Annotated in this window: 21 protein-coding genes; 12 read left to right on the top strand and 9 right to left on the bottom strand. The window is 34.3% G+C overall.

Annotation, left to right across the window (positions count from 1 at the left end; genetic code table 11):
- The 5 genes from EYD45_RS10785 to EYD45_RS10765 form a co-directional block, all read left to right on the top strand.
- On the top strand, positions 1 to 1,993 hold a 1,993-nt coding region (locus EYD45_RS10785), incomplete at its 5' end, for a T9SS type B sorting domain-containing protein (protein WP_130964560.1).
- 10 nt (positions 1,994 to 2,003) lie between these two features.
- Positions 2,004 to 2,924: a PorP/SprF family type IX secretion system membrane protein gene (locus tag EYD45_RS10780; RefSeq protein ID WP_130964559.1), complete on the top strand. Its 921-nt coding sequence runs from the start codon at positions 2,004 to 2,006 to the stop codon at positions 2,922 to 2,924.
- 18 nt (positions 2,925 to 2,942) lie between these two features.
- On the top strand, positions 2,943 to 4,865 hold the full coding sequence (locus EYD45_RS10775) for an OmpA family protein (RefSeq protein ID WP_233702625.1): 1,923 nt from the start codon (positions 2,943 to 2,945) through the stop codon (positions 4,863 to 4,865).
- Between the two features lie 67 nt (positions 4,866 to 4,932).
- On the top strand, positions 4,933 to 6,879 hold the full coding sequence (locus EYD45_RS10770) for an OmpA family protein (protein ID WP_130964558.1): 1,947 nt from the start codon (positions 4,933 to 4,935) through the stop codon (positions 6,877 to 6,879).
- Positions 6,880 to 6,976: 97 nt separating this feature from the next.
- Positions 6,977 to 7,432, top strand: a complete 456-nt coding sequence (locus tag EYD45_RS10765; RefSeq protein WP_233702624.1) for a DUF5063 domain-containing protein — start codon at positions 6,977 to 6,979, stop codon at positions 7,430 to 7,432.
- 190 nt (positions 7,433 to 7,622) lie between these two features.
- Here EYD45_RS10765 and EYD45_RS10760 read toward each other — a convergent pair whose 3' ends face one another.
- Both EYD45_RS10760 and pdxH read right to left on the bottom strand, forming a co-directional pair.
- Positions 7,623 to 8,117 (bottom strand): CAP domain-containing protein, encoded by a 495-nt coding sequence (locus EYD45_RS10760; RefSeq protein ID WP_130964556.1) that lies wholly within the window; start codon positions 8,115 to 8,117, stop codon positions 7,623 to 7,625.
- Positions 8,118 to 8,284: 167 nt separating this feature from the next.
- Positions 8,285 to 8,932, bottom strand: coding sequence for a pyridoxamine 5'-phosphate oxidase (gene pdxH / locus EYD45_RS10755; RefSeq protein ID WP_130964555.1), 648 nt, complete (start codon positions 8,930 to 8,932; stop codon positions 8,285 to 8,287).
- Positions 8,933 to 9,038: 106 nt separating this feature from the next.
- Between pdxH and EYD45_RS10750 the strand changes: the two genes are divergently transcribed.
- Positions 9,039 to 9,452, top strand: coding sequence for a hypothetical protein (locus EYD45_RS10750; protein WP_130964554.1), 414 nt, complete (start codon positions 9,039 to 9,041; stop codon positions 9,450 to 9,452).
- Here EYD45_RS10750 and EYD45_RS10745 read toward each other — a convergent pair.
- Genes EYD45_RS10745 through pyrR form a run of 4 tightly spaced genes read right to left on the bottom strand, consistent with a single transcriptional unit; the run spans position 9,445 to position 12,171 of the window.
- Entirely contained in the window at positions 9,445 to 10,353 is a 909-nt protein-coding gene (locus EYD45_RS10745; protein WP_130964553.1) for a ribonuclease Z, read from the bottom strand. The two genes, EYD45_RS10750 and EYD45_RS10745, sit on opposite strands and share 8 nt — an antisense overlap.
- A 5-nt stretch (positions 10,354 to 10,358) precedes the next feature.
- Positions 10,359 to 10,691: a ribonuclease Z gene (locus tag EYD45_RS10740; RefSeq protein ID WP_130964552.1), complete on the bottom strand. Its 333-nt coding sequence runs from the start codon at positions 10,689 to 10,691 to the stop codon at positions 10,359 to 10,361.
- 3 nt (positions 10,692 to 10,694) lie between these two features.
- On the bottom strand, positions 10,695 to 11,624 hold the full coding sequence (locus tag EYD45_RS10735; protein WP_130964551.1) for an aspartate carbamoyltransferase catalytic subunit: 930 nt from the start codon (positions 11,622 to 11,624) through the stop codon (positions 10,695 to 10,697).
- 7 nt (positions 11,625 to 11,631) lie between these two features.
- Positions 11,632 to 12,171: a bifunctional pyr operon transcriptional regulator/uracil phosphoribosyltransferase PyrR gene (gene pyrR / locus EYD45_RS10730; RefSeq protein WP_130964550.1), complete on the bottom strand. Its 540-nt coding sequence runs from the start codon at positions 12,169 to 12,171 to the stop codon at positions 11,632 to 11,634.
- A gap of 138 nt (positions 12,172 to 12,309) precedes the next feature.
- On the opposite strand from pyrR, the gene EYD45_RS10725 reads away from it, so the two are divergent.
- The 4 genes from EYD45_RS10725 (at position 12,310) to EYD45_RS10710 (ending at position 16,549) form a co-directional block, all read left to right on the top strand.
- The gene (locus EYD45_RS10725) at positions 12,310 to 12,861 is read left to right on the top strand and encodes an NUDIX hydrolase (RefSeq protein ID WP_130964549.1); all 552 of its coding nucleotides are present in this window, start codon (positions 12,310 to 12,312) and stop codon (positions 12,859 to 12,861) included.
- 57 nt (positions 12,862 to 12,918) lie between these two features.
- On the top strand, positions 12,919 to 13,404 hold the full coding sequence (locus EYD45_RS10720) for an acetyl-CoA carboxylase biotin carboxyl carrier protein subunit (RefSeq protein WP_130964548.1): 486 nt from the start codon (positions 12,919 to 12,921) through the stop codon (positions 13,402 to 13,404).
- Positions 13,405 to 13,500: 96 nt separating this feature from the next.
- Positions 13,501 to 14,943, top strand: a complete 1,443-nt coding sequence (gene accC / locus EYD45_RS10715) for an acetyl-CoA carboxylase biotin carboxylase subunit (RefSeq protein WP_130964547.1) — start codon at positions 13,501 to 13,503, stop codon at positions 14,941 to 14,943.
- Positions 14,944 to 14,998: 55 nt separating this feature from the next.
- Positions 14,999 to 16,549: an acyl-CoA carboxylase subunit beta gene (locus EYD45_RS10710; RefSeq protein WP_130964546.1), complete on the top strand. Its 1,551-nt coding sequence runs from the start codon at positions 14,999 to 15,001 to the stop codon at positions 16,547 to 16,549.
- A gap of 311 nt (positions 16,550 to 16,860) precedes the next feature.
- On the opposite strand, the gene EYD45_RS10705 is transcribed toward EYD45_RS10710, so the two are convergent.
- Together EYD45_RS10705 and EYD45_RS10700 are read right to left on the bottom strand one after the other, a co-directional pair.
- On the bottom strand, positions 16,861 to 18,387 hold the full coding sequence (locus EYD45_RS10705; protein WP_130964545.1) for a helix-turn-helix transcriptional regulator: 1,527 nt from the start codon (positions 18,385 to 18,387) through the stop codon (positions 16,861 to 16,863).
- Positions 18,388 to 18,555: 168 nt separating this feature from the next.
- Complete coding sequence (locus tag EYD45_RS10700; RefSeq protein WP_130964544.1) at positions 18,556 to 19,197, bottom strand: acyloxyacyl hydrolase; 642 nt, start codon at positions 19,195 to 19,197, stop codon at positions 18,556 to 18,558.
- A 145-nt stretch (positions 19,198 to 19,342) separates the two neighbouring features.
- On the opposite strand from EYD45_RS10700, the gene EYD45_RS10695 reads away from it, so the two are divergent.
- A complete protein-coding gene (locus EYD45_RS10695) occupies positions 19,343 to 20,548 on the top strand; it encodes a multidrug effflux MFS transporter (protein WP_130964543.1) in 1,206 nt (401 codons plus the stop codon).
- Position 20,549: 1 nt separating this feature from the next.
- On the opposite strand, the gene EYD45_RS10690 is transcribed toward EYD45_RS10695, so the two are convergent.
- Positions 20,550 to 21,092 carry a DinB family protein gene (locus EYD45_RS10690; protein ID WP_233702623.1) on the bottom strand — a complete coding sequence of 181 codons (543 nt, stop codon included), beginning with the start codon at positions 21,090 to 21,092 and terminating at the stop codon, positions 20,550 to 20,552.
- Between the two features lie 101 nt (positions 21,093 to 21,193).
- Here EYD45_RS10690 and EYD45_RS10685 point away from each other — a divergent pair, with 101 nt between their 5' ends.
- Positions 21,194 to 21,808 carry a fumarylacetoacetate hydrolase family protein gene (locus tag EYD45_RS10685; protein WP_130964541.1) on the top strand — a complete coding sequence of 205 codons (615 nt, stop codon included), beginning with the start codon at positions 21,194 to 21,196 and terminating at the stop codon, positions 21,806 to 21,808.
- Positions 21,809 to 21,813 lie beyond the last annotated feature (5 nt).

Raw genomic sequence — 21,813 nt, 5'->3', positions numbered from 1 at the left:
TGTTGCACTTGGTACGCCAACTACTGCAGACAACTGTTCTGTAGACTCTGTTGTGGCTCAAGTTAACGGTGCGGATATAGACCCTGTTACATTTGAGTTCCCATTAGGAGATACAACAGTAACATGGATCGTTACCGATGGTAGCGGCAACATCGCGCAGTGTACGCAGACCGTGACCATTATAGACGACGAGGACCCAACAATTACCTGTCCTGCAGATATTACTGTAAATGCAGATGCAGGATTATGTTCTGCTTCAAATGTGGACTTGGGAACACCTGTAACTAACGATAATTGTGGTGTAGCCACAGTGCTAAATAATGCTCTAGAGCCATTTGCTTTAGGACAAACTACAGTTACTTGGACCGTTACTGACGAATCAGGAAACACAGCTACTTGTGAACAAATAATTACCGTTGTAGACGGAGAATTACCGGAAATAATTTGTCCTCCAGCTGTTACTGTAAATGTAGATCCAGGTACTTGTGAAGCTACAAACGTAGATTTAGGCGATATGGATGTACAGGATTGTACAGATGTAATCATTACCAATGATGCACCTTCAACGTTCCCTCTTGGTGATACCACCGTAACATGGACAGTAACTGATCTCGCGGGAAATGCTGAAACATGTGAGCAACTAGTAACTGTTGAAGATAATATTCCGCCAACTTTTGTAGAAGCACTTCCAACAGATACAACTGCAGAATGTGATAACGTTCCAACTGAGGAAACTTTGACCGCTACTGACAATTGTGGTGATGCTATTGTGACTTTTGAAGAGGTTAGAATAGATGGTTCTTGTGTTTCTAACTATACGCTAGAACGTACTTGGACAGCCACTGATGAGGGTGGATTAACAACTGTACATACACAAACAATTACTGTTGAAGATACCACTCCTCCAGCATTTGTTGAAAGATTACCTGATGATATTACAGTGGAATGCGATGCTATTCCAGTGCCAGAAACAATTAATGCTACTGACAACTGTAGTGATGCAACTGTTACCACAGAAGATGTAACTATTGATGGACCATGTGTAGGGACTTATACTATTGAACGAACTTACACCGCTACAGATGAATGTGGTTTATCAGTATCGTATACACAAACTATTAATGTAGAAGATACAACAGCTCCTACTCCTGTAGAAACTATTGAAGATAATATTACTGTAAGTTGTACCGATATTCCTGAAGTTCCAGATGTTCAATTTGAAGATAATTGTTCAACTGATATAATAGTTGTATTCAATGAAGTGAACGGTTTTGATGATACTGTGTTCCAAGACTATCAAATAGTAAGAACTTGGACAGTAAGAGATGCTTGTAATAATGAAGAAACTTATACGCAAACTTTAAATGTATTGCTAGACGAAATCATTACTCAAGTTAATGGTCCTGATAGATGTTTTGATGAAGGTATCATCGACTTAAATGAATTCCTAACTTCTGAAAACAAGGAAGGCACCTGGGAACTTATTGAAGGTGACCCTACAGCTGAATTAAATGGTAATATATTTAATCCAACTACTTTGGAACCTACCTTGGACTTCTTGCCTAATAATGGTGATTCTATTGACTATTTGTTTAGATATACTGGATTAGATAGTGGATGTATCAACATAACTGAGGTAACCATAAGAATAAATCCTGATTGTGTGGTTTTACCTTGTGGGGATACAGATGTTGTAATCTCTAAGGCACTTACTCCAAATGGAGATGGCTTTAACGATAGTTTTGATATTATGGGAATTGACTTGTGTGGATTTACTGCTAACGTTAAAATATTTAACCGTTGGGGTGCACTAGTATATGAATCTAGTAACTATACCTTAGGAGAAGAGCAAGGTTCATGGCGTGGAGATGCTCATAAATCATCCATCGGATCTGCGGGTAAAGTACCTAACGGAACTTACTATTATATTATTAATTTAGAAAATAGTGGATTAGCTCCTTTCACTGGCCCTATCTACATCGGAACCAAATAAAACGTAACCTATGAAACGTATTAAACATTACATAATTGCTTTTGCGTTATTAAGTTGTACTATTGGCGCTGCACAACAGCTACCTCAATTTACACAGTACATGTATAACACAATTTCTATAAATCCCGCTTATGCTGGCAGTAGAGAAGCCTTAAGCATTGTTGGATTACATAGAAGCCAATGGGTTGGTTTTAATGGTGGCCCAATAACACAAACACTTTCTGTTCATTCTCCATTAAGAAATGACAGGATTGGTTTAGGACTGTCATTTATTGAAGACGATTTAGGTCCTGAAAATTTCACCTATTTATACGGAGACTTTTCATATACCATTCCTACAGGTGCAACTGGTAAGTTAGCATTTGGTCTTAAAGCAGGTTTTACCAGCTATAGTTTAGATCCAGATTTTAGAAATTCACAAAGTTTTGACCCTTCAATTAGAGGTGTTCAAGATAGATGGACGCCTAACATTGGTTTAGGTTTATTTTATCATACTAACAGGTTTTATGTTGGAGCATCTGCTCCTAGAGTTTTAAATACGGATAGAAACACAGATGAAGGGTTTGAGGCTCTTGAAAGATTAAGTTATTACGTTATTTCAGGTGTTGTTCTTGACCTAAGCGAATCTATCAAATTCAAACCTTCCGCATTGATGAAAGCCACAAATGGTGCGCCACTATCTTTCGATTTTACAGCCAACTTTTTGTTTAATGAAAAGTTCTGGTTAGGTGCCTCATACAGGTTAAATCAAGATACAGGAGCCTTCGGTGGTTTTGCTGATATTCAATTGTCAAGACAGTTACGTGTTGGCTATTCATATGAAAAACCTATTTCAGATATCAGATCCTATACCAGTGGAACACATGAAGTATTATTAATTTATGAATTCAGGTTCTTAAGTTCTAAACTTAAATCTCCTAGATATTTCTAAAAACTGCATGTATTCATTATGAAATTAAAAACTTACATATTAGCTTGTATTGCTTTATTAATGGTGTCTGCAGCATTTGCTCAACCTGGTAGGCAGAAAAGAGCAGATACATTATTCAATAAGTTTTCTTTTGTTAAGGCTGCTGAAGTATACAAAGATCTTATCAAAAATAATTACAATAAAGATTATGCCACAAGACAGCTTGCTGATTGTTATGCATATTTAAGGAACCCATCTGCTGCAGCTCGATACTACAAGCGTGTTGTAGAGCAAGATAATGTTCCTATTGAATACTATTACAGTTATGCCCAAGCATTAAGAGGTATAAAAAAATACAAGGAATCCCGAGAATGGATGCAACGCTTTAAAGATTCAGGAGGTGTAACGAACACTGATAGTTTTGAAAAAGACCAAATGTTTATGGCGCATGTTTTCAGTTCTAAAAAACAGTACTTTTTAAAGCGCACACGCATCAATTCAAAGTTTAGCGATTTTGGTGCAATAGAGCATGATGGCAAAGTTTATTTTGCGTCCTCTAGAGATGAAGGGGTTTCAGTAAAACGTGTTTATGGATGGAACGAACAACCGTTCCTTGATGTATATGTCACTGAAAAGGGAGGTAAAAGAAGTGTAAATCATACCCATAAACTAAAGGGTGATGTAAACTCTATTTATCATGACGGGCCAGTAGTTATTACTAAAGATGGAAAAACCATGTATTTCTCTAGGAATGCCGCCAATAAATATGGTAAGGAAAATGACAAAAATGGAGTTAGTAATATGAGCATCTACAAAGCTACTTTAAAAGATAGCCTATGGACTGATGTTGTAAAACTCCCCATAAGTAATACAGAATACTCAACGCAACACCCTGCCTTAAATAATGACAATACACGACTGTATTTTGCATCAGATATGCCCGGTGGTTATGGAGGTTCTGATATTTATTATGTAGATATTAACCCAGACGGAACATACGGAGAACCTGTAAATGTTGGTGATGTTGTAAATACTAAAGATGCCGAAGGAACACCTTTCATCAATAATGAAGGTATATTATTCTTTTCATCTGATGGCCATTTAGGTCTAGGACTATTGGATATTTTTGGTACTGTTACTGACGAAAATGGTAGTATTACCGATGTTGTAAACCTTGGAGTACCCGTAAATTCTGAAAAAGATGATTTCTCTTTTACTATGAACGAAGACGGGTTAACTGGGTATTTCTCTTCAAACCGTAGAGGTGGACGAGGAGATGATGATATTTATGAATATTACCGTAAGCCTTTGTTAAATGTTCAAGGTCAAGTAGTTGATGCAATTAACACCAACCCTATTCCAAATGCTGTTATTAATCTGTTTGATGCTGATGATAATAAAATAGCATATATGGTAACAGATAAAGATGGTTATTATAATATAAACATCGATAGAAACAAAGATTATAAGATTGTAGCGAGTCAAGACAAATACATTGACGATTACAGAGAATTTACATCAAAAAATATTTCTAGTATAGAGTCTATTATAGTAGCAAATTTAATTTTGAATCCTGTTCAAAATGTTGAAGTATTGGCAGACTTATCATTAAATACGATTTATTTTGATTTTGACAAGCACAACATACGCGAAGATGCCAAGAAAGAACTTGACAAAATAATTAAATTAATGAATAATGATTACCCAGAAATGGTAATCAGGATTGAATCACATACCGATTCTAGAGGATCATTAAGCTACAACGATAGGTTGTCTATAGATAGAGCCAACGCCACTTACGAATATTTAATTTCAAATGGCGTAGATCCAAGTCGAATTACAGAACATAAAGGTTTTGGCGAAAGACGACTTACTAACGGTTGTGAAGATGGTTCAAAATGTGAAGAGGAACAACATCAACTTAACCGTAGAACACAATTTATAGTTGTTCAAATGGAATAGAAATAACAAACTAGCCACTTGTATAATTACTATAAAACTTTATTGTTTTATTAAAAAACAAGACCCCATGAAACCAAAAAACTACTTATTAACCTTTGCAGTGTGTATACTTACATTGGGTACCTATGCCCAACAAGGTTTACAGAAAAAAGCAGATAGCCTTTTTAATAAATTTGCTTTTGTAGATGCTGCTAACGCTTATAAAAAATTAGTAGAAAAAGATTATAATGCGGCTTATGCCACCAGACAATTAGGCGATTGTTATGCCTATATGCGTAACCCCGAAAAAGCTGCAACCTATTATAAAAATGCCGTGGCGCAGGAAAATGTTCCTATTGAATATTATTATAAATATGCACAAGCATTAAGAGGAACAAAAGATTACAAGGCATCAAGAGTATGGTTAAAAAAATTCAAAGATGCTGGCGGTGTTATTGATAAAAATAAGATTACTAGAGATCCAGACTTTATAACTGCGGTTTTTAATGCGCGACACAAATACTTTTTAAAAGATGTAAATATTAATTCCGATTTAAGTGATTTTGGTGCATTTGAACAGAATGGAAAAGTTTATTTCACTTCTTCAGCAGATAAAGGCGTATTAACAAAGCATTTATATGCTTGGAACGAACAACCGTTTTTGGACGTTTACGTCACTGAAAAAAATGCTGACACCATAATTCATCATTTATCTAAAGTAAAAGGAGATATTAATTCCGTGTATCATGACGGACCTGTTGTGATTACAAAAGATGGAAAAACCATGTATTTTTCCAGGAATAATTTTAACGATAAAAAGTTAGGAAAAGACAGGTATGGTATAAGCAACCTTAAAATATATAAAGCTTCACTGATAGAAGACGAATGGACTAACATTGAAGAATTACCATTTAATAATGATGATTATTCCGTGGGGCACCCTAGCCTTAATAGTGATGAAACAAAATTATACTTTGCCTCAGATATGCCAGGAGGTTTAGGAGGTTCAGATATTTATTATGTTGATATTGACAAGAATGGAAACTACGGTAAGCCTCAAAATGCTGGAAATGTCATCAATACCAAAAGAAACGAACTATTCCCCTTCATCAATACCGAAGATATATTGTTCTTTTCTTCAGATGGCCATTTAGGATTAGGTTTATTGGATGTTTTTGCTACAGTTTATGATGAAAATGGAACGCTTACAGACGTAGTAAACTTGGGGATACCTGTAAACTCAAATAAAGATGATTTTTCATTCTTTATGAACAATGATGGTATTAACGGTTACATTGCCTCCAATAGAGACGGTGGTAAAGGTGATGACGATATTTATGCATTTAACCGAATTCCTCGCTTAAAGCTTGAAGGTACTATTACAGATTCTATTGGAAATGTTCCCGTAGAAAATGCTATAGTAACATTATCTGACGCCGATGGCAATAAAATAGCCTATGTAGAGACAGATGAAAATGGAGAATATGATATAAACATTGATAGAGAAACTGATTATGTTGTAACTACCACTAAAGATGGATATCCCGAATACAGTGCTTCTGTAACCACCAAAGGTTTAGACAACACTATTAAATCGATTACTGCAGATTTTGAAATCAGTCCAATACAAAAAACTGTTGAAGAAAATATGGAGCAAGAGGAAGAGATAATTATTGATGATCTTGGTCCTATCTACTTCAATTTTGATAGTGCAAAAATAAGAAAAGACGACTCTGACGAATTAGCTAGAATTGTAGATCTTATGGTTAATACATATCCAGAAATGACTATTAAGATTGAATCTCATACCGATTCCAGAGGTCCTGCAGCTTATAACGATATGTTATCCAATAGAAGAGCTACTGCCACATATAACTATTTGACATCTAAAGGCGTTGATGCATCTAGAATAATTGAATACAAAGGTTATGGTGAAAGCAACCTAACCAATGGTTGTGATGGTACTGTTAGATGTACAGAAGCACAACATCAGCTTAATAGACGTACTAATTTTATCGTGATAAAAGTGAAATAATTTAAAGCTTAGTTTAATAATAATTAAGAACCATCAAGAGTTATGCTTTTGATGGTTTTTGTTTTATATTTATTAGATAAAGGAATCTAAAGTTTTGGTGAAATTAAAAGGAATTATTGAACAATTAATTGAGTTTGGAACAAAACCTATGTTGAATTCAAATGATAATGAACTCAAAATAACTGAGCTCCTAGTAGGCTTATATTCTGAATACTTAAAATTAGACAAGAGCGAGCTTGATAATGAAACCCGAGATGATGTACCTGAGTTTGAATATGAAAAAGTTAGAAAATTTGTAGAGATAAATTTCCCAGAATATGGTTGGTATCACTCCTTGATAAATTCTCATAAAATTACTGAGTCTGAAAATTTAGTAACTGGAGATGCAATAGATGATTTAACGGATATTATTAAAGATATGATGGAAGTTAAATGGACAATAGAAAATGAAAGTGCAAGCAACGGGATGTGGCTCTTTAATTTTTTGATGCAACATCATTGCGAGCAACACTTAGTAAATTTTCTAAAATATGCAAAAGACCAAAAGGGATAAACTTATTATCCATATTAAAAACTAAAAACCCTTCCATTTCTGAAAGGGTTTATACCTAAAGCTAAATTTAATAACAACTAAGTTATCATTATAACCTCGCTAAAAACTAATTCAAATTAAATATTATATCCAATTATGGCTATCAATCAGTAGTTAAAAAAGGTTATGTTTTTATTGCTTCTTAAGCAATTTATTTTTTGATAAAAATATTGGTAAAGTACCATCTACCGTCAATATCTTTTTCGGCAGATACTTCAAAGTTTGTGAAATCGCCTTCAATATTTTTTTTATGAGACTCACTTCGCATCCATGCATTTACTACTGATTGAGCAGATGAGTAACCATAAGCCACATTTTCTGAAACACTTTTGGCTCCTGCGTTACTTTTTAAATAGTTACTTCTTGTAAAAAAATTTGCATGAGATACTGTTTGCGTATCTACCATGTAATCTGTGTGGGTAAATGCTGTAGATTTAATTATCGTCATACTCTGTAAAGGATTCAACCCTTCAGATAATCTGTAGTTATTAATTAGTTCTAAAATTTCTAATTCTATGGACTTTGGGGGTATAACTTTTGTGCTTTCAATTAGAGCATCTGCCTTATCATCCAATGACTCTGGAGCGCATGAAAATAAAGTTAAGGTTATAACTGCCGCTAGCGACAATTTGGTTAGCAACTTCATGGTTAAGTAAATTTAGATTTGGGACTATAAATCTACTTTCTAAACCACGGGATAAGCGTTAATGAAATGTTAAATTCGATTAAAAACATGTATTTCGTCGAATATAAGCGTTTTTAATCGATGAAATACATATGTAACGTAAGTAAAAGTGTATTCCGTCGTGTTTTTTATGGAGATAATCGATTAACTTCCCAATTATAGTCATCCTGAAGGCGGTATCTTATCCTATCATGAAGTCTATTGGGTCTCCCTTGCCAAAATTCAAGTTCAACCGGTTTTACAATATAACCTCCCCAATATGCAGGTCTTTCAACTTCCTTACCTTTATATTCCTCTTCCAAAGTTTTTAGCTTATCTTCTAAAAAAGCTCTATCAGGAACCACCTCACTTTGGTTAGATGCCAATGCACCAAGTTGACTTCCCTTTGGTCTCGATTCAAAATATCCATCGCTTAAATTAGGTGCAATCTTTTCTGCTTTTCCTTTTATTATTACCTGTCGCTCTGCTCCATGCCAAAAGAATGACAAACACACATTTGGGTTTTTAGCTATGGCTTTTCCTTTCTCACTATTGTAATTGGTATAAAATATAAAACCCTCATAAGTGAATTTTTTTAGTAGCACTACCCTATTTTTGGGAAAGCCATCTTTTCCAATAGTGGAAATGGTCATGGCATTATTTTCATCTTCTGAAAAGTAGGCATCAACCTCATAAAACCATTTCTGAAATAGCTCAAGCGGATTTTCAGGAACACCCTCCAACAAAAGCTCCCCTTTGTCGTACGATTTTCTATAATTACTTAAATCATTGTCCATACAACGAAATTATCAAAAATTAATCTTTTATAGTTAAGAAAATCAAGATAAACTTCTTAACTTCGAGTGTCTCTCAAAATTTTTAATTTAAATTCATTTCCAACCAATGAAATTTGAAAAGACTCCCTATTTTGAGAAACTTAAGCCCTACAAGTTAGAACTTCCATTTGGCAATTATTTTTTTTGTAAAAACCTAGTTGTAGGAGAACTTTTTGAAGGCGTTCATTTTGACTGGATCATGGCAAAAATTTTACTTCAAGAAATCTATAAATTTTACGGAGAAAATGCTAAAATTTGTTATATCGCCAACAGAATTAATGCTTACTCCATTGATCCCCAAAACTGGTTAAGGATTGAAAAGGAATACGATATTTTGCTGGCTAGCGCCATTGTAGTTTATAACAACGCGTCTTACATTAATGCGTCTTTAGAAAAACATTTTACCAAAAAAAGTATTAAACGCTGCCTTTCCTTAAATGAAGCCATGGACTGGGTTGAAAACCTAAGAGAGTTTAATTAAAATTGAAGTACTTGCCATCTTCTGCTAGTTTAACATTCTCAAACACCGTTTTCGCCTCTGTTCTAAACACTTCCAAATCTGGATATCGCGAAGAATAATGTCCTAATATTAAAGTACCTGCATTAGCTTGTTTTGCGATACTAGCTGCCTCTTTTGCAGTAGAATGTTTCGTTTTTGGTGCTAGGTGCGCATGGGCTTCTAAAAACGTAGACTCATGGTACAATACATCAACGTTTTTTAGGATGGGTACTATATCTTCCTTATAAACTGTATCACTACAAAACGCATAGCTCTTTGGCTTTTTAGGAGGAAAAGTAACAGCTTCATTTTTGATTAAAACACCATCTTCATTTTTTACATCAAACCCCTGTTTTAGTTTTCTGTAGTATGCAGTATCAATATTAGCCTCCTCTACAGCGTCAATATTTAATTTTCTATCACCCTTTTTTTCTTTGAACAGATAACCATTTGTATAGATGCGATGTTCCAACGGAATAGTATAAACCTCCACATTATCATCTTCAAAAATTAATTGTGATTCTTTAGAAGATAATTCATGAAAACAGAGCTTATAATTCGTCCAAGAATCGGCAAGTTTCATTTGAAGTGTAATCACTTCCTTAATACCTTTTGGTCCGTAAATATGTAAATCTGCCTCTCGCGTTAAAAGTCGAAATGTAGAAATTAAGCCTGCCAAACCAAAAAAATGGTCTCCGTGCAAATGAGAAATAAAGATGTGCTTAATGCGGTTGAACTTTACCTTGTGCCTCCGCAATTGAACCTGCGTTCCTTCTCCACAGTCTATTAAAAACATGTGGTTATTTATTTCTAAAACCTGAGCGGTAGTATTACCTAGAGTCCTCGGAGTTGCACTGTAACAGCCTAAAATGGTTAATTTCATAGTTATTAAAACCCTAAATCACGTTCCATTTCTTCCATTTCGATGATATCCAAAGCTTCTTGTTGCGTAGGTACCACAATAAGCTCTTCTGGAATTTCATCTAAATCCACCTTATCAGAAACGATAACGAACGAATGCTTTTTGCCTCTATGTATGTTTGAAATTTGAAGGAACTCCGTAACATCAGTGATAGCAATTTTTTCTAAAGCAGTAAGTACGACTATTATATTGTCATTCTTATATTTAGGATATAAGGCTTCCAGCTTCTTAACAAGTTCAACAACCGTAAATTTTTCTTGGGTAATGATAGTAATATTGCCTCTTTTATCAATAATCATGATTTACTGTTTTATTTTTGAAGCTAATAAATAAATCACGGCCATCCTAACCGCAACGCCATTTTGTACCTGATCCAGAATAATAGCTTGTTTAGAATCTGCCACATCACTTGTAATTTCCACACCTCTATTTATCGGTCCTGGGTGCATTATGGTAATTTCCTTATCCAAATTATCAAGTAGTTCTTTATTTACGCCATATTGTTGGGTATATTCTCTTGTTGATGGAAAGTAACTAATATCCATACGTTCGTTTTGAACCCTAAGCATATTTGCAACATTACACCAATTTAAAGCCTTTAACAGATTTGTTTCTACTTTTACACCAAGTTTATCGATGTACTTAGGTATTAAGGTTTTTGGACCACACACCATCACCTCAGCACCTTGTAATTGCAGTGCAAAAATATTAGAAAGGGCCACTCTACTATGCAATATATCTCCAACTATAACTACCTTTTTTCCTTTTACCTCGCCTAATTTTTCTCGTATAGAATAGGAATCCAATAGTGCCTGCGTTGGATGTTCATGAGCACCATCTCCTGCATTGATAATACTGGCATCTACATGTTTTGATAAAAATACTCCTGCCCCTGGATTTGGGTGTCGCATTACTACCATATCCACTTTCATGGATAAGATATTGTTCACGGTATCTACCAAGGTTTCTCCTTTTTTAACCGAGGATTGTCCAGAGGAAAAGTTTATCACATCTGCGGATAATCGTTTTTCAGCCAGTTCAAAAGACAATTTTGTTCTGGTGGAATTTTCAAAAAATAAATTTGCAATGGTAATATCCCGTAAAGAAGGTACTTTTTTAATGGGGCGGTTAATCACTTCTTTAAAATGATCGGCTGTTTCAAAAATAAGTTCAATATCTTTTTCGTTAAGATATTTTATTCCAAGTAAGTGATTTACACTTAATTCGCTCATTTATTTTCTATTTATCTATTAAGTAAACCGAATCTTCTTTGTCATGTTCTTTCCAGTTTACTTTTACTTTTTCACTATTTATAACGTCTACTTGCCTGCCCCTGTAGTCAGGTTGAATTGGTAAATGTCTACTAAAGCGTCTGTCTATCAAGGTTAACAGTTCAATTTCGTTAGGTCTCCCAAAAGATTGTACTGCTGTTAAAGCAGCTCTTATACTTCTGCCAGTATAAAGTACATCATCAATAAAAACGATGTTCTTATCTTCAACCAAAAAGTCAATTTTGGTTTTATTTGCTTCAAGGGGTTTGTCACTTCGTCTGAAATCATCACGGTAAAATGTAATATCAAGATATCCTAATTTAATATCGCTAACGCTGTAATCTTCTTTTAGAATCTTCGCAATTCTATCAGCTAAATATACCCCACGAGGTTGCAATCCTATTAAAACTGTATCAGAGAAATCGTTGTGTTTTTCAATGAGTTGACAAGCCAATCGATGAAGAATGATGTTTACCTCTTTTGCGTTAAGTAAAACTTTCTGACTCATATATTACCCAAACGTATTTGGAATACAAAGGTAATGCAAAAAATTAAAACCTAATCCTATTAGTTTTGCTTAATCCAGTTGGCAACTCCTTTTAGATTTAATTAGTTTTGCATCTGTAATTTACTAATAGGAAAAATTATGGATGAATATATTGATGTTGCTACTAAAGAGGGGAAATTAACAGGAAAGCGAGAATTAAAATCCATAATTCACCAAAAAGGATTGTATCACCATACTGCCCATCTCTGGTTGTATACTGAAGACAGAAAAATCTTATTGGCGCAAAGATCATCCAAAAAAGCGATTTGCCCTTTACTTTGGGATGTCTCAGTTGCAGGACATATTGATGCAGGAGAAACAGCGAAACAAGCTGCCATTAGAGAGACCAAGGAAGAAATTGGCTTAGAACTTTCAGAAAAAAGTCTAAAGTTAATTGGCGTTTTTAAGTGTTTTCAAAGTTACGCTAATGGGTTAATAGACAATGAATTTCATAACACATTTATAGCAAAACTTAAGGTGCCATTATCCAAATTAACTCCCCAAGAAGACGAAGTGGAAGCACTTAAATTAATATCATTCCTAGAGTTTGAATCTTTGCTAAATCATATAGGAAAAGACAATCATTTTGTACCTTCAAACAAAGCATATTACCAAGAAGTTTATAAAAAAATAAAAGCTAGAATAGACTGACTTTTGCTCTAGTTTATAATATAAATCTTGCTTATATTTACAGAAAGCAAGATACTTATGAGTAACATTTTAAAAGCCAAAGTCAATAACAATTTTGATTTTGATATTAGTTCTGATGATATTTCCAGCTTAGATATTGTTTCCGTTTCCAACTCAAACTATCACCTACTTCACGACGACAAATCGTTTCATTGCGAAATAAATAATTCAAATTTCAGCAAAAAAACGTATCAAGTTTCAGTAAATAACACCTTATATAAGGTGCAAATTTCCAATGATTTAGATGTATTGATAAACGATATGGGATTTTCTATTGGGTCTAAAAAAGCGATTACGTCCATTATTGCACCAATGCCAGGACTGATTCTTGAGATTAATATTGAAGTTGGTCAAGACATTAAAGAAAATGATACCTTACTGATTTTGGAAGCCATGAAAATGGAAAACAGTATTACTTCACCAATTGACGGCGTTATAAAGGCAATTCACTCCAAAAAAGGAGATGCTGTTGATAAAGGCCAACTCATCATAGAATTTGAATAGTTATGAAATGAGCCACAGTAACCAAATGGTAATACCAATTGATAGTATTAATGGCGAATTACATCTGACCTATGAAAAAAAATAAAATTTAAACGGATGAAAAAAATTCTTGTAGCTAACAGAGGGGAAATTGCGCTCCGTGTAATGAAAACGGCAAAAAAAATGGGGATAAACACTGTAGCTGTTTTTTCTACCATAGATAGAAATGCACCACATGTAAAATTTGCTGATGAAGCGGTTTGTATCGGAGACCCACCGTCAAACCAATCTTATTTAAAAGGAGATAAGATTATTGAGGTTGCCAAAAATTTGAATGTAGATGGCATTCATCCTGGATATGGTTTTTTAAGCGAAAATGCCGATTTTGCTGAATTGTGCGAACAAAATGATATTGTTTTTATTGGTCCTCGCTCTAAAGCGATAAAAATCATGGGAAGTAAACTTGCGGCTAAGGAAGCTGTTAAGAAATACGATATACCGATGGTACCTGGAGTTGATGAGGCTATTACCGATGTGGATAAAGCGAAAGGCATTGCCAAAGAAATAGGTTTCCCTATTTTGATAAAAGCCTCAGCAGGAGGCGGTGGTAAAGGCATGCGTGTCGTCGAAAAAGAAAAAGATCTAGAGTCTCAAATGGATCGTGCCATTAGCGAAGCTGTTTCAGCTTTTGGAGATGGCTCGGTATTTATAGAAAAGTATGTAAGTTCTCCAAGACATATCGAAATCCAAATGATGGCTGATGCTCATGGCAATATTCTTCATTTTTTTGAAAGAGAATGCAGCATACAACGTCGTCACCAAAAAGTAGTTGAAGAAGCACCTTCCTCAGTATTAACTCCTGAATTGCGTGAAAAAATGGGACAAGCTGCCGTAAAAGTAGCTAAATCATGTGATTATCTTGGAGCAGGAACTGTTGAGTTTTTGTTGGATGCGGATCACAATTTCTACTTTCTGGAAATGAATACGCGCTTGCAAGTAGAACATCCAGTAACTGAGATTATTTCTGGTGTGGACCTAGTAGAGCTTCAAATTAAAGTCGCAAGAGGAGAAGAACTTGATATTCAACAAAAAGATCTAAAGATTAAAGGTCACGCGTTAGAATTGAGAGTTTATGCAGAAGACCCATTAAATGACTTTCTACCCAGTGTAGGACATTTAGATACCTACAAGCTTCCTGTAGGTAATGGCATTCGTGTGGATAATGGTTATGAAGAAGGTATGGATATCCCTATTTATTATGACCCAATGCTTTCTAAACTCATTACCTATGGTGATTCTAGAGAGGAAGCCATTATGCTTATGATAGACGCTATAAGCAATTACAAGGTAGAAGGTGTAGAAACAACATTACCTTTTGGAAAATATGTATGCGAACATGATGCTTTTACATCAGGAAACTTTGATACACATTTTGTTAAAAATTATTATTCGCCTGAAGTACTGCAAAAAAACACAGAGGACGAAGCTAAAATTGCAGCTTTGGTTGCTATAACACAATATCTGGAAGATCAGAAAAAATTGAGATTACCACTAAATTAATTTAAAGTAAAACCACTCCTTTGCGCCTCGGCGGATTTGCGAGAATTAAGATATTATGGATTCAAAACAAGATAAAATAGATAAGCTCAATGAACGTATCGCACTTTCCAAACTTGGAGGAGGGCAAAAACGTATTGATAAACAACACTCAAATAAAAAACTGACAGCGCGTGAACGCGTTGCATATCTTCTAGACGAAGGATCATTTGAAGAAATAGGGGCATTAGTAACGCACAGAACCACAGATTTTGGAATGGAAGACCAAATAATATATGGAGACGGCGTCGTTACTGGTTATGGAACTGTTGATGGTAGACTTGTTTACGTATATGCCCAAGATTTTACTGTTTTTGGAGGCTCGTTATCAGAAACACATGCTGAAAAGATTTGCAAGGTTATGGATATGGCCGTAAAGGTTGGAGCTCCAATAATTGGATTAAATGATTCTGGAGGAGCGCGTATTCAAGAGGGTGTTCGCTCGCTTGGAGGTTATGCCGATATATTTTTTAGAAATGTACAAGCTTCCGGTGTCATTCCTCAAATCTCCGCTGTAATGGGGCCTTGTGCAGGAGGTGCGGTTTACTCACCTGCAATGACGGATTTTATTATTATGGTTGAAGAAACCAGCTATATGTTTGTTACAGGTCCTAATGTGGTTAAGACCGTTACTAATGAGGAAGTAACAAGCGAAGAATTAGGTGGTGCTCAAACACATGCCTCAAAATCTGGTGTAGCGCATAAAACATCTGCAAATGATGTAGAATGCTTAGAGGACATAAAAAAGCTTTTAAGCTACCTACCCCAGAATAATACTGAAACCACAAAGCTATTAGCGTATGAAATTGAAGATGAAGTAAGAGATGTGTTATCTGATATTGTACCAGACAACCCCAATAAGCCTTATGATATGCATGAGGTAATTTCTGGAATTATTGATGTAGACTCATTTTATGAAATCCATAAAGATTATGCCGAAAGCATCATAGTAGGTTTCGCAAGACTTGGTGGGCGTAGCGTTGGGATAGTAGCAAATCAGCCTATGGCATTTGCAGGAGTTTTGGGCGTTAACAGTTCAAAAAAAGCAGCGCGCTTTGTACGTTTCTGCGATTGTTTTAATATTCCACTTTTGGTATTGGTAGATGTTCCAGGCTTTTTACCAGGAACAGATCAAGAATGGAACGGCATCATCGTACATGGTGCTAAATTATTGTATGCTTTGAGTGAAGCCACAGTACCAAGAGTTACAGTTATTACTCGAAAAGCGTATGGTGGAGCGTATGATGTAATGAATTCAAAACATATTGGAGCCGATTTTAATTTTGCATGGCCAGGAGCAGAAATTGCGGTAATGGGAGCTAAAGGCGCTAGTGAAATTATTTTTAGACGAGAAATTGCAAATGCTAAAAACCCTGAAGAAAAACTGGCAGAAAAGGAAGCAGAATATGCCACCAAGTTTGCAAACCCCTATCGTGCTGCTAAACGCGGTTTTATTGATGAAGTGATATTACCAAAAAATACGCGAAGAAAACTTCTGAAAGCTTTTGCTTCTCTTGAAAACAAAGAAGTAAATACACCAAGGCGAAAGCACGGAAATATTCCTCTGTAAAAAACACTTGGGCACAAACTGAAAAAGGAGCCTAATTAGGCTCCTTTTTTCAACTGTAACCAATAAACTTTTCTGGGTAGAATCGTTTATAAATTAATTGTAATAATCTTAATCAAATATTTAATTAAAACGAATTAATAGCCAACCAACCCTTGGTATATTAATTTCTATTTTAATTTTCCCTAATAGAAATCTTAAGACTATCACCTAAATTAATTAAATTGATAATAGCTCAACAAATATCAAGAAACTAAGGGAAAAATACATAGTTTTTTACTACGCATTGTTTACGCAACTTAAAGAATACCTGTTTAAATAGCACTATGCAGGGTCTCCTTAAATGTTTTTCTTAAATGCTCTACAAGTGTAGTTTCTTTTTTATCAAAATCTATTTTCTTTGAAATTCTATAGCGCCGGCTTTCAACAGATCTTATGGTTGTGTTCAAAAATACCGAAATCTCCTTATTGCTAAATCCCATAAGTACATAATAACAGATAATGACCTCAGATTTATTTAACTCAGGGTATAATGAATTTATCTTTTTAAAAAAATCGATATTCAAGTCATTAATTAATTCCAAATGGCTATCGCCTTTGTCCAAAATTGTAGAGGAGTTAACATGCAAATTCGTGTAAAGTTCTTTGATTTTTAATTTTTGATGATCTAAACACTTTACTGATGCAATATCCCTTACCTCTTTTTTAAGATTTTTTATATACTCCTCTAAACCATGTATTTTTACTGCCAACTGTTCATTATTTGATTTCAAATAAGATAAATCAGTCGCTTTTTTCTTTATTGTCTTAAGTTTACTTCTATGTTTGCCATATAGAAATAAATAGATAAGGCTTACGACTATTACAAGACCTAACAAAAAGAATACTATTCTAATTACCAATGCTTTGTCTTTTTTCTGATCATGCAATTCAGATTCTGCATCTAGCAAATTCTTATTGATGTCAAAACTCGCATCGACATTATTTATGAAAAGTTTATCTTCATAATTTACTAAGGAGTCAATATATATTGTGAACTTTTCCAAATCATTTGCTTCCTTATAGGCACTAGCAGATAATTTATAATAATCTTGCAGTACATCACCTGCCATATATTTTGAATTTCTTGAAGCACTTTGAAGATAATGGAACGTAGAATCCATAATGCTTTTTTCATAATAGGTCTCAGCAAAATACATGTCCAATGAAGCTAAAAATGATTTTTGATTATAGGGTAAAATAGAAGGGTTGTTTTTTAGTGCTTTTAGTTCGTTAAAATACTTATGCGCCTTTTCTAGGTTTTTTAACTGTAAGTAGTTTGAAGCGAGCAGATAATTTGCAAACATATAATAATACCCTACTTCATTGCTAATACTTTTATAATAATCGATTTTATCCAATATAATAGCATTGCTTTCCTCAAATTTACCATCCAGAGATTTATAATAAGATTGCATCTCTTCAATTTGTAAAGCAAGGTATTTATCATCACATTTCTCGAAATATTTTTTGGCTTGATCCAAATATCTCGAATCCGTAGTATCCTCGGCTACTAAATATTTGTCGGTGTGCAAATCTAAACTTGCCTGACCAGCAATGCAGAAGTTCTCTTCTTCGACAGCATATTTTAATGCAAGAATATTTGATTGATGAAATTTGGAATACTGGTTATACTCGTCATGCACAAGTGCTTTGGTAGAATAATACTCAGCCACCCTACCTTTGAGGCTTTTAGGAACAGGCTCAGGAATACTATCTAAAAACCTCCATGCTCTTTCGGCATCAATATCAATAGAGGCAATAGCAGAATCTAAAAGTCGGTAATTGTTCTCTTGTGACACACAAGAGTAGTGATGTAGTGAGAGAAATAGAAAAACCCCAACTATTTTTAGAGAGAAATTAGTATTAGATGGCGACAAACCTTAAGGTTATTGTTAGTTAGCTATAGCACAAAAATAGAAAAATCTTAATGAATAAGTGAATTGAAGCAAAGCTCAATCCAAAATACACTACAAATTGAACAAAACTGAACACTCAGCGTTTGTTGTGTTATGTCCATTATTAGGTTGCTTCATTTCTAAGTTTGAAGTATGCCTTACCGAATACCTAAAACATAACCTTACCTTGCCACTATCATAGGATAATCCCAATCCAAAAACGTCAGAAAAAGCAAAACCACTAGCTAACCTTTCGGTACCCTTATCAGCTACCATAGGCCCTACACTTCCAACAGCATAAACGCTAAGTTTTCTAAATAGTTTATATCTCGCTATCAAACCTAAGTTTAAAACATATTCGTTAAACATCCTTTTTTTGGTAAAAATTTCTCGAAGTTCTAAATAATTCTGTCCATCCGATGGCTGGATAAACCATTTATTTAAAAGTTGGTGCTCAACACGGTTATAACTAGGTTCAGCAACAAATTCAAATGCCCAATTTTTACTTTCCTTAAAGCGGTAATTAAAAATCACCTTATAGAATTCTACCTCATGTGAGTAGTCCTCCGAATTAAATGGGAATTTATTATGAAAACCTTTTCCAAAGGAAAAACCAAGTTTTGTTCTATCTTGCTCAGTTTGTGAGCTAACTATATTGCTGCAAATAAATAACACCAGAAACATATAGAGAACTCCTATACTTTTGAGATACATTTTTAAACTTGTTCTTGTTACTAAAGTTATGATTTAAAAAATCAGGAGTTAATATATTACTAATAATCAAGTTTAGCAATATTGATATTGAGTTATAAAATAATGAATAGTTACAAGAGCTTTTTAATTGCCATACTTTTGCGGTATGCAAAACCAAAAGCAATTTAAGTTTGAATTTATAGCACTTATGGCGTCCTTGATGTCCATAGTTGCATTGTCAATTGATGCCCTATTACCAGCGCTTCCAGAAATTGGAGATCATTTGGGTGTTATTAATTCAAATAACAACCAATTGCTGATAACCATGATTTTCTTAGGCATTGGTTTTGGCCAATTACTATTTGGGCCTTTATCTGATAGTTTTGGCAGAAAACCCATTGTTTATATAGGTTTTGCATTGTTTATAGTTGCAAGTATAATTTGCGTTACCACCAAAAATTTTGAAATGATGATTATTGGTCGTGTGTTGCAAGGTGTAGGTTTATCATCCCCTAGAAGCATCGCATTATCAATGATTAGGGATTTATTCAGTGGGGATTACATGGCAAAAGTAATGTCTATCATTGTCATGTTTTTTATTCTTGTACCAGTGGTGGCACCAACCTTAGGGCAATGGCTTATTACAGTTTTTAATTGGCAATCTGTTTTTTATTTTAATCTAATTTTTGGAATTGCAATCATGATTTGGTTTTGGTTGCGACAACCTGAAACACTTCCTAAAGAAAAGCGCATAAAATTCTCCGCCCATCTATTTATTGATGGTGTAAAAGAGTTTATTAAGTACAAAGAAGCGGTAGCATTCACTTTTGTTTCTGGATTTATAACAGGGTCCTTTATGGTATATTTAAGTACATCCCAACAAATCTTCCAGGAACAGTATGATTTGGCAAAGCTATTCCCTTATATATTTGCGAGTTTAGCCATATCAGTAGGATTAGCAACATATCTTAATAGTCGCTTAGTTGAAAAATATGGTATGTACCGTATGGCATATACAGCAGCTATTGCGTATTCAGTAGTATCCATACTATATGTTATTCTGTTTTTCTCAGGTAAAAATCCTAGCATTTATGTGCTACTAGGTTTTTTTGCTTTACAATTTTTTGCTGTAGGCTTCTTATTTGGAAATCTTCGTGCGATTGCTATGCAGCCGTTAGGACATATCGCGGGGATCGGTGCCGCGATAAACGGGTTTGTAAGTACCGTTTTAGCAGTTCCTATCGCCAACTATATTGGTAGTTTTGTTTCTACCTCAGTTTTACCTTTATTTATCGGATTTTCAGTATTTGGGTTATTATCATTATCTGTGTTTCTTATCATGAGGAAAAAAATGGAAACAATTACCATTTAACTTACAAATACCTTTCTTTGATAACATCAATATGCCAGAGATAATGCCCTAAGTTTATAAAAGCTATGGCTCTAGCTGAAATTGGATATCCACTTGCTTCGCCTATAAACTTTAAATCGTCACTACTTAGCGTTTTCAACAGCACTATAAAACTATCCCTAACAGAGGTAAATTCTTCAAGTAGTAACGTTATGGATTTTGAATTTGCGCTGCAAGTTATCATAAAATCATCTTGATCAAATCCAGCTAAAGCTGTTGCATCCCTTCTGGCAATTCTAAAACAACGATACATAAATATACGTTCGGTATCAATTATATGCTGAAACACTTCTTTTACCGTCCATTTTCCTTTAGCATAAGCAAAAGCATGTTTTTCATTAGGTAATGACATAAAGAAATCAAGGACCTCTTTTCTTCCGTTTATAAAACCTTCCAATAAACCTACATTATCTGATAATTTATTCAAATAAACTTGATAATAGGCATTGTACTCCTTAGAATCTACATCCGTTTTAATCATAAAAATGTACTTATCGTTTCTCAAAGTAAAGCAAAATTAATGAGTGCGTAAAATTGAATGTTTTTAGCTTTAATGTTCATGTATAATTTTATAATTTCACAGCATTCTTATAAAATAAAACGAAAATGAAAGTAATTGGCATTGGCAAGAATTATGTTAACGATTTATCTGAAGTTAAAGCATTAAAAAACGGACATCAACTTATATTTATTAAAGCTGATAGTACTCTGGTTACTGGAAATAATGACGTACCATATCCTGAAATTACCAATGAAATTGTTTATGAAGTAGAACTAGTTGCAAAAATTGGTAAAACAGGTAAGAACATCTCTGTTGAAAATGCCACATCGCATATAAGCGAAATAGCTGTTGGTATAGATTATACTGCAACAGATCTTCTTAATACAAATCGTGAACTGAAGTGGCCTTGGGCGTTGGCGAAAGGATTTGATGGCGCTTCTCCAATTTCAAATTTCAAACCAATCTCTGAGTTTCCAGATTTAAACAATATCAATTTTGATTTAAAGATAAATGGAGTATTAAAACAAGTTGGAAACACATCTAAGATGATTTATAATTTTGCCGAAATTATTTCATATGTCTCAACGTTTATGACCCTTAAAGAAGGGGATTTATTCTTTACTGGAACTCCAGCTTCGGGCACTGGACTAATTTATAAAGGAGACCATTTGCAAGCCGCTATTGAAGGTGAAGTGTTGTTAGATTTTAAAATGACATAATAGCA

This window comes from Hyunsoonleella flava (assembly GCF_004310325.1).
GTDB lineage: Bacteria > Bacteroidota > Bacteroidia > Flavobacteriales > Flavobacteriaceae > Jejuia > Jejuia flava.
The sequence above is the reverse complement of the archived record's forward strand: the minus strand, read 5'-3'. Positions and strand labels throughout refer to the sequence as shown.

Excerpts from the sequence above, each read along its gene's own strand:
- accC (WP_130964547.1), top strand. The coding sequence starts at position 13,501 with ATGAAAAAAATTCTTGTAGCTAACAGAGGGGAAATTGCGCTCCGTGTA.
- EYD45_RS10725 (WP_130964549.1), top strand. The coding sequence starts at position 12,310 with ATGGATGAATATATTGATGTTGCTACTAAAGAGGGGAAATTAACAGGA.
- EYD45_RS10695 (WP_130964543.1), top strand. The coding sequence starts at position 19,343 with ATGCAAAACCAAAAGCAATTTAAGTTTGAATTTATAGCACTTATGGCG.
- EYD45_RS10720 (WP_130964548.1), top strand. The coding sequence starts at position 12,919 with ATGAGTAACATTTTAAAAGCCAAAGTCAATAACAATTTTGATTTTGAT.
- pyrR (WP_130964550.1), bottom strand. The coding sequence starts at position 12,171 with ATGAGTCAGAAAGTTTTACTTAACGCAAAAGAGGTAAACATCATTCTT.
- EYD45_RS10745 (WP_130964553.1), bottom strand. The coding sequence starts at position 10,353 with ATGAAATTAACCATTTTAGGCTGTTACAGTGCAACTCCGAGGACTCTA.
- EYD45_RS10780 (WP_130964559.1), top strand. The coding sequence starts at position 2,004 with ATGAAACGTATTAAACATTACATAATTGCTTTTGCGTTATTAAGTTGT.
- EYD45_RS10770 (WP_130964558.1), top strand. The coding sequence starts at position 4,933 with ATGAAACCAAAAAACTACTTATTAACCTTTGCAGTGTGTATACTTACA.
- EYD45_RS10735 (WP_130964551.1), bottom strand. The coding sequence starts at position 11,624 with ATGAGCGAATTAAGTGTAAATCACTTACTTGGAATAAAATATCTTAAC.
- EYD45_RS10760 (WP_130964556.1), bottom strand. The coding sequence starts at position 8,117 with ATGAAGTTGCTAACCAAATTGTCGCTAGCGGCAGTTATAACCTTAACT.
- EYD45_RS10710 (WP_130964546.1), top strand. The coding sequence starts at position 14,999 with ATGGATTCAAAACAAGATAAAATAGATAAGCTCAATGAACGTATCGCA.
- EYD45_RS10700 (WP_130964544.1), bottom strand. The coding sequence starts at position 19,197 with ATGTATCTCAAAAGTATAGGAGTTCTCTATATGTTTCTGGTGTTATTT.
- pdxH (WP_130964555.1), bottom strand. The coding sequence starts at position 8,932 with ATGGACAATGATTTAAGTAATTATAGAAAATCGTACGACAAAGGGGAG.
- EYD45_RS10775 (WP_233702625.1), top strand. The coding sequence starts at position 2,943 with ATGAAATTAAAAACTTACATATTAGCTTGTATTGCTTTATTAATGGTG.
- EYD45_RS10685 (WP_130964541.1), top strand. The coding sequence starts at position 21,194 with ATGAAAGTAATTGGCATTGGCAAGAATTATGTTAACGATTTATCTGAA.
- EYD45_RS10750 (WP_130964554.1), top strand. The coding sequence starts at position 9,039 with ATGAAATTTGAAAAGACTCCCTATTTTGAGAAACTTAAGCCCTACAAG.
- EYD45_RS10740 (WP_130964552.1), bottom strand. The coding sequence starts at position 10,691 with ATGATTATTGATAAAAGAGGCAATATTACTATCATTACCCAAGAAAAA.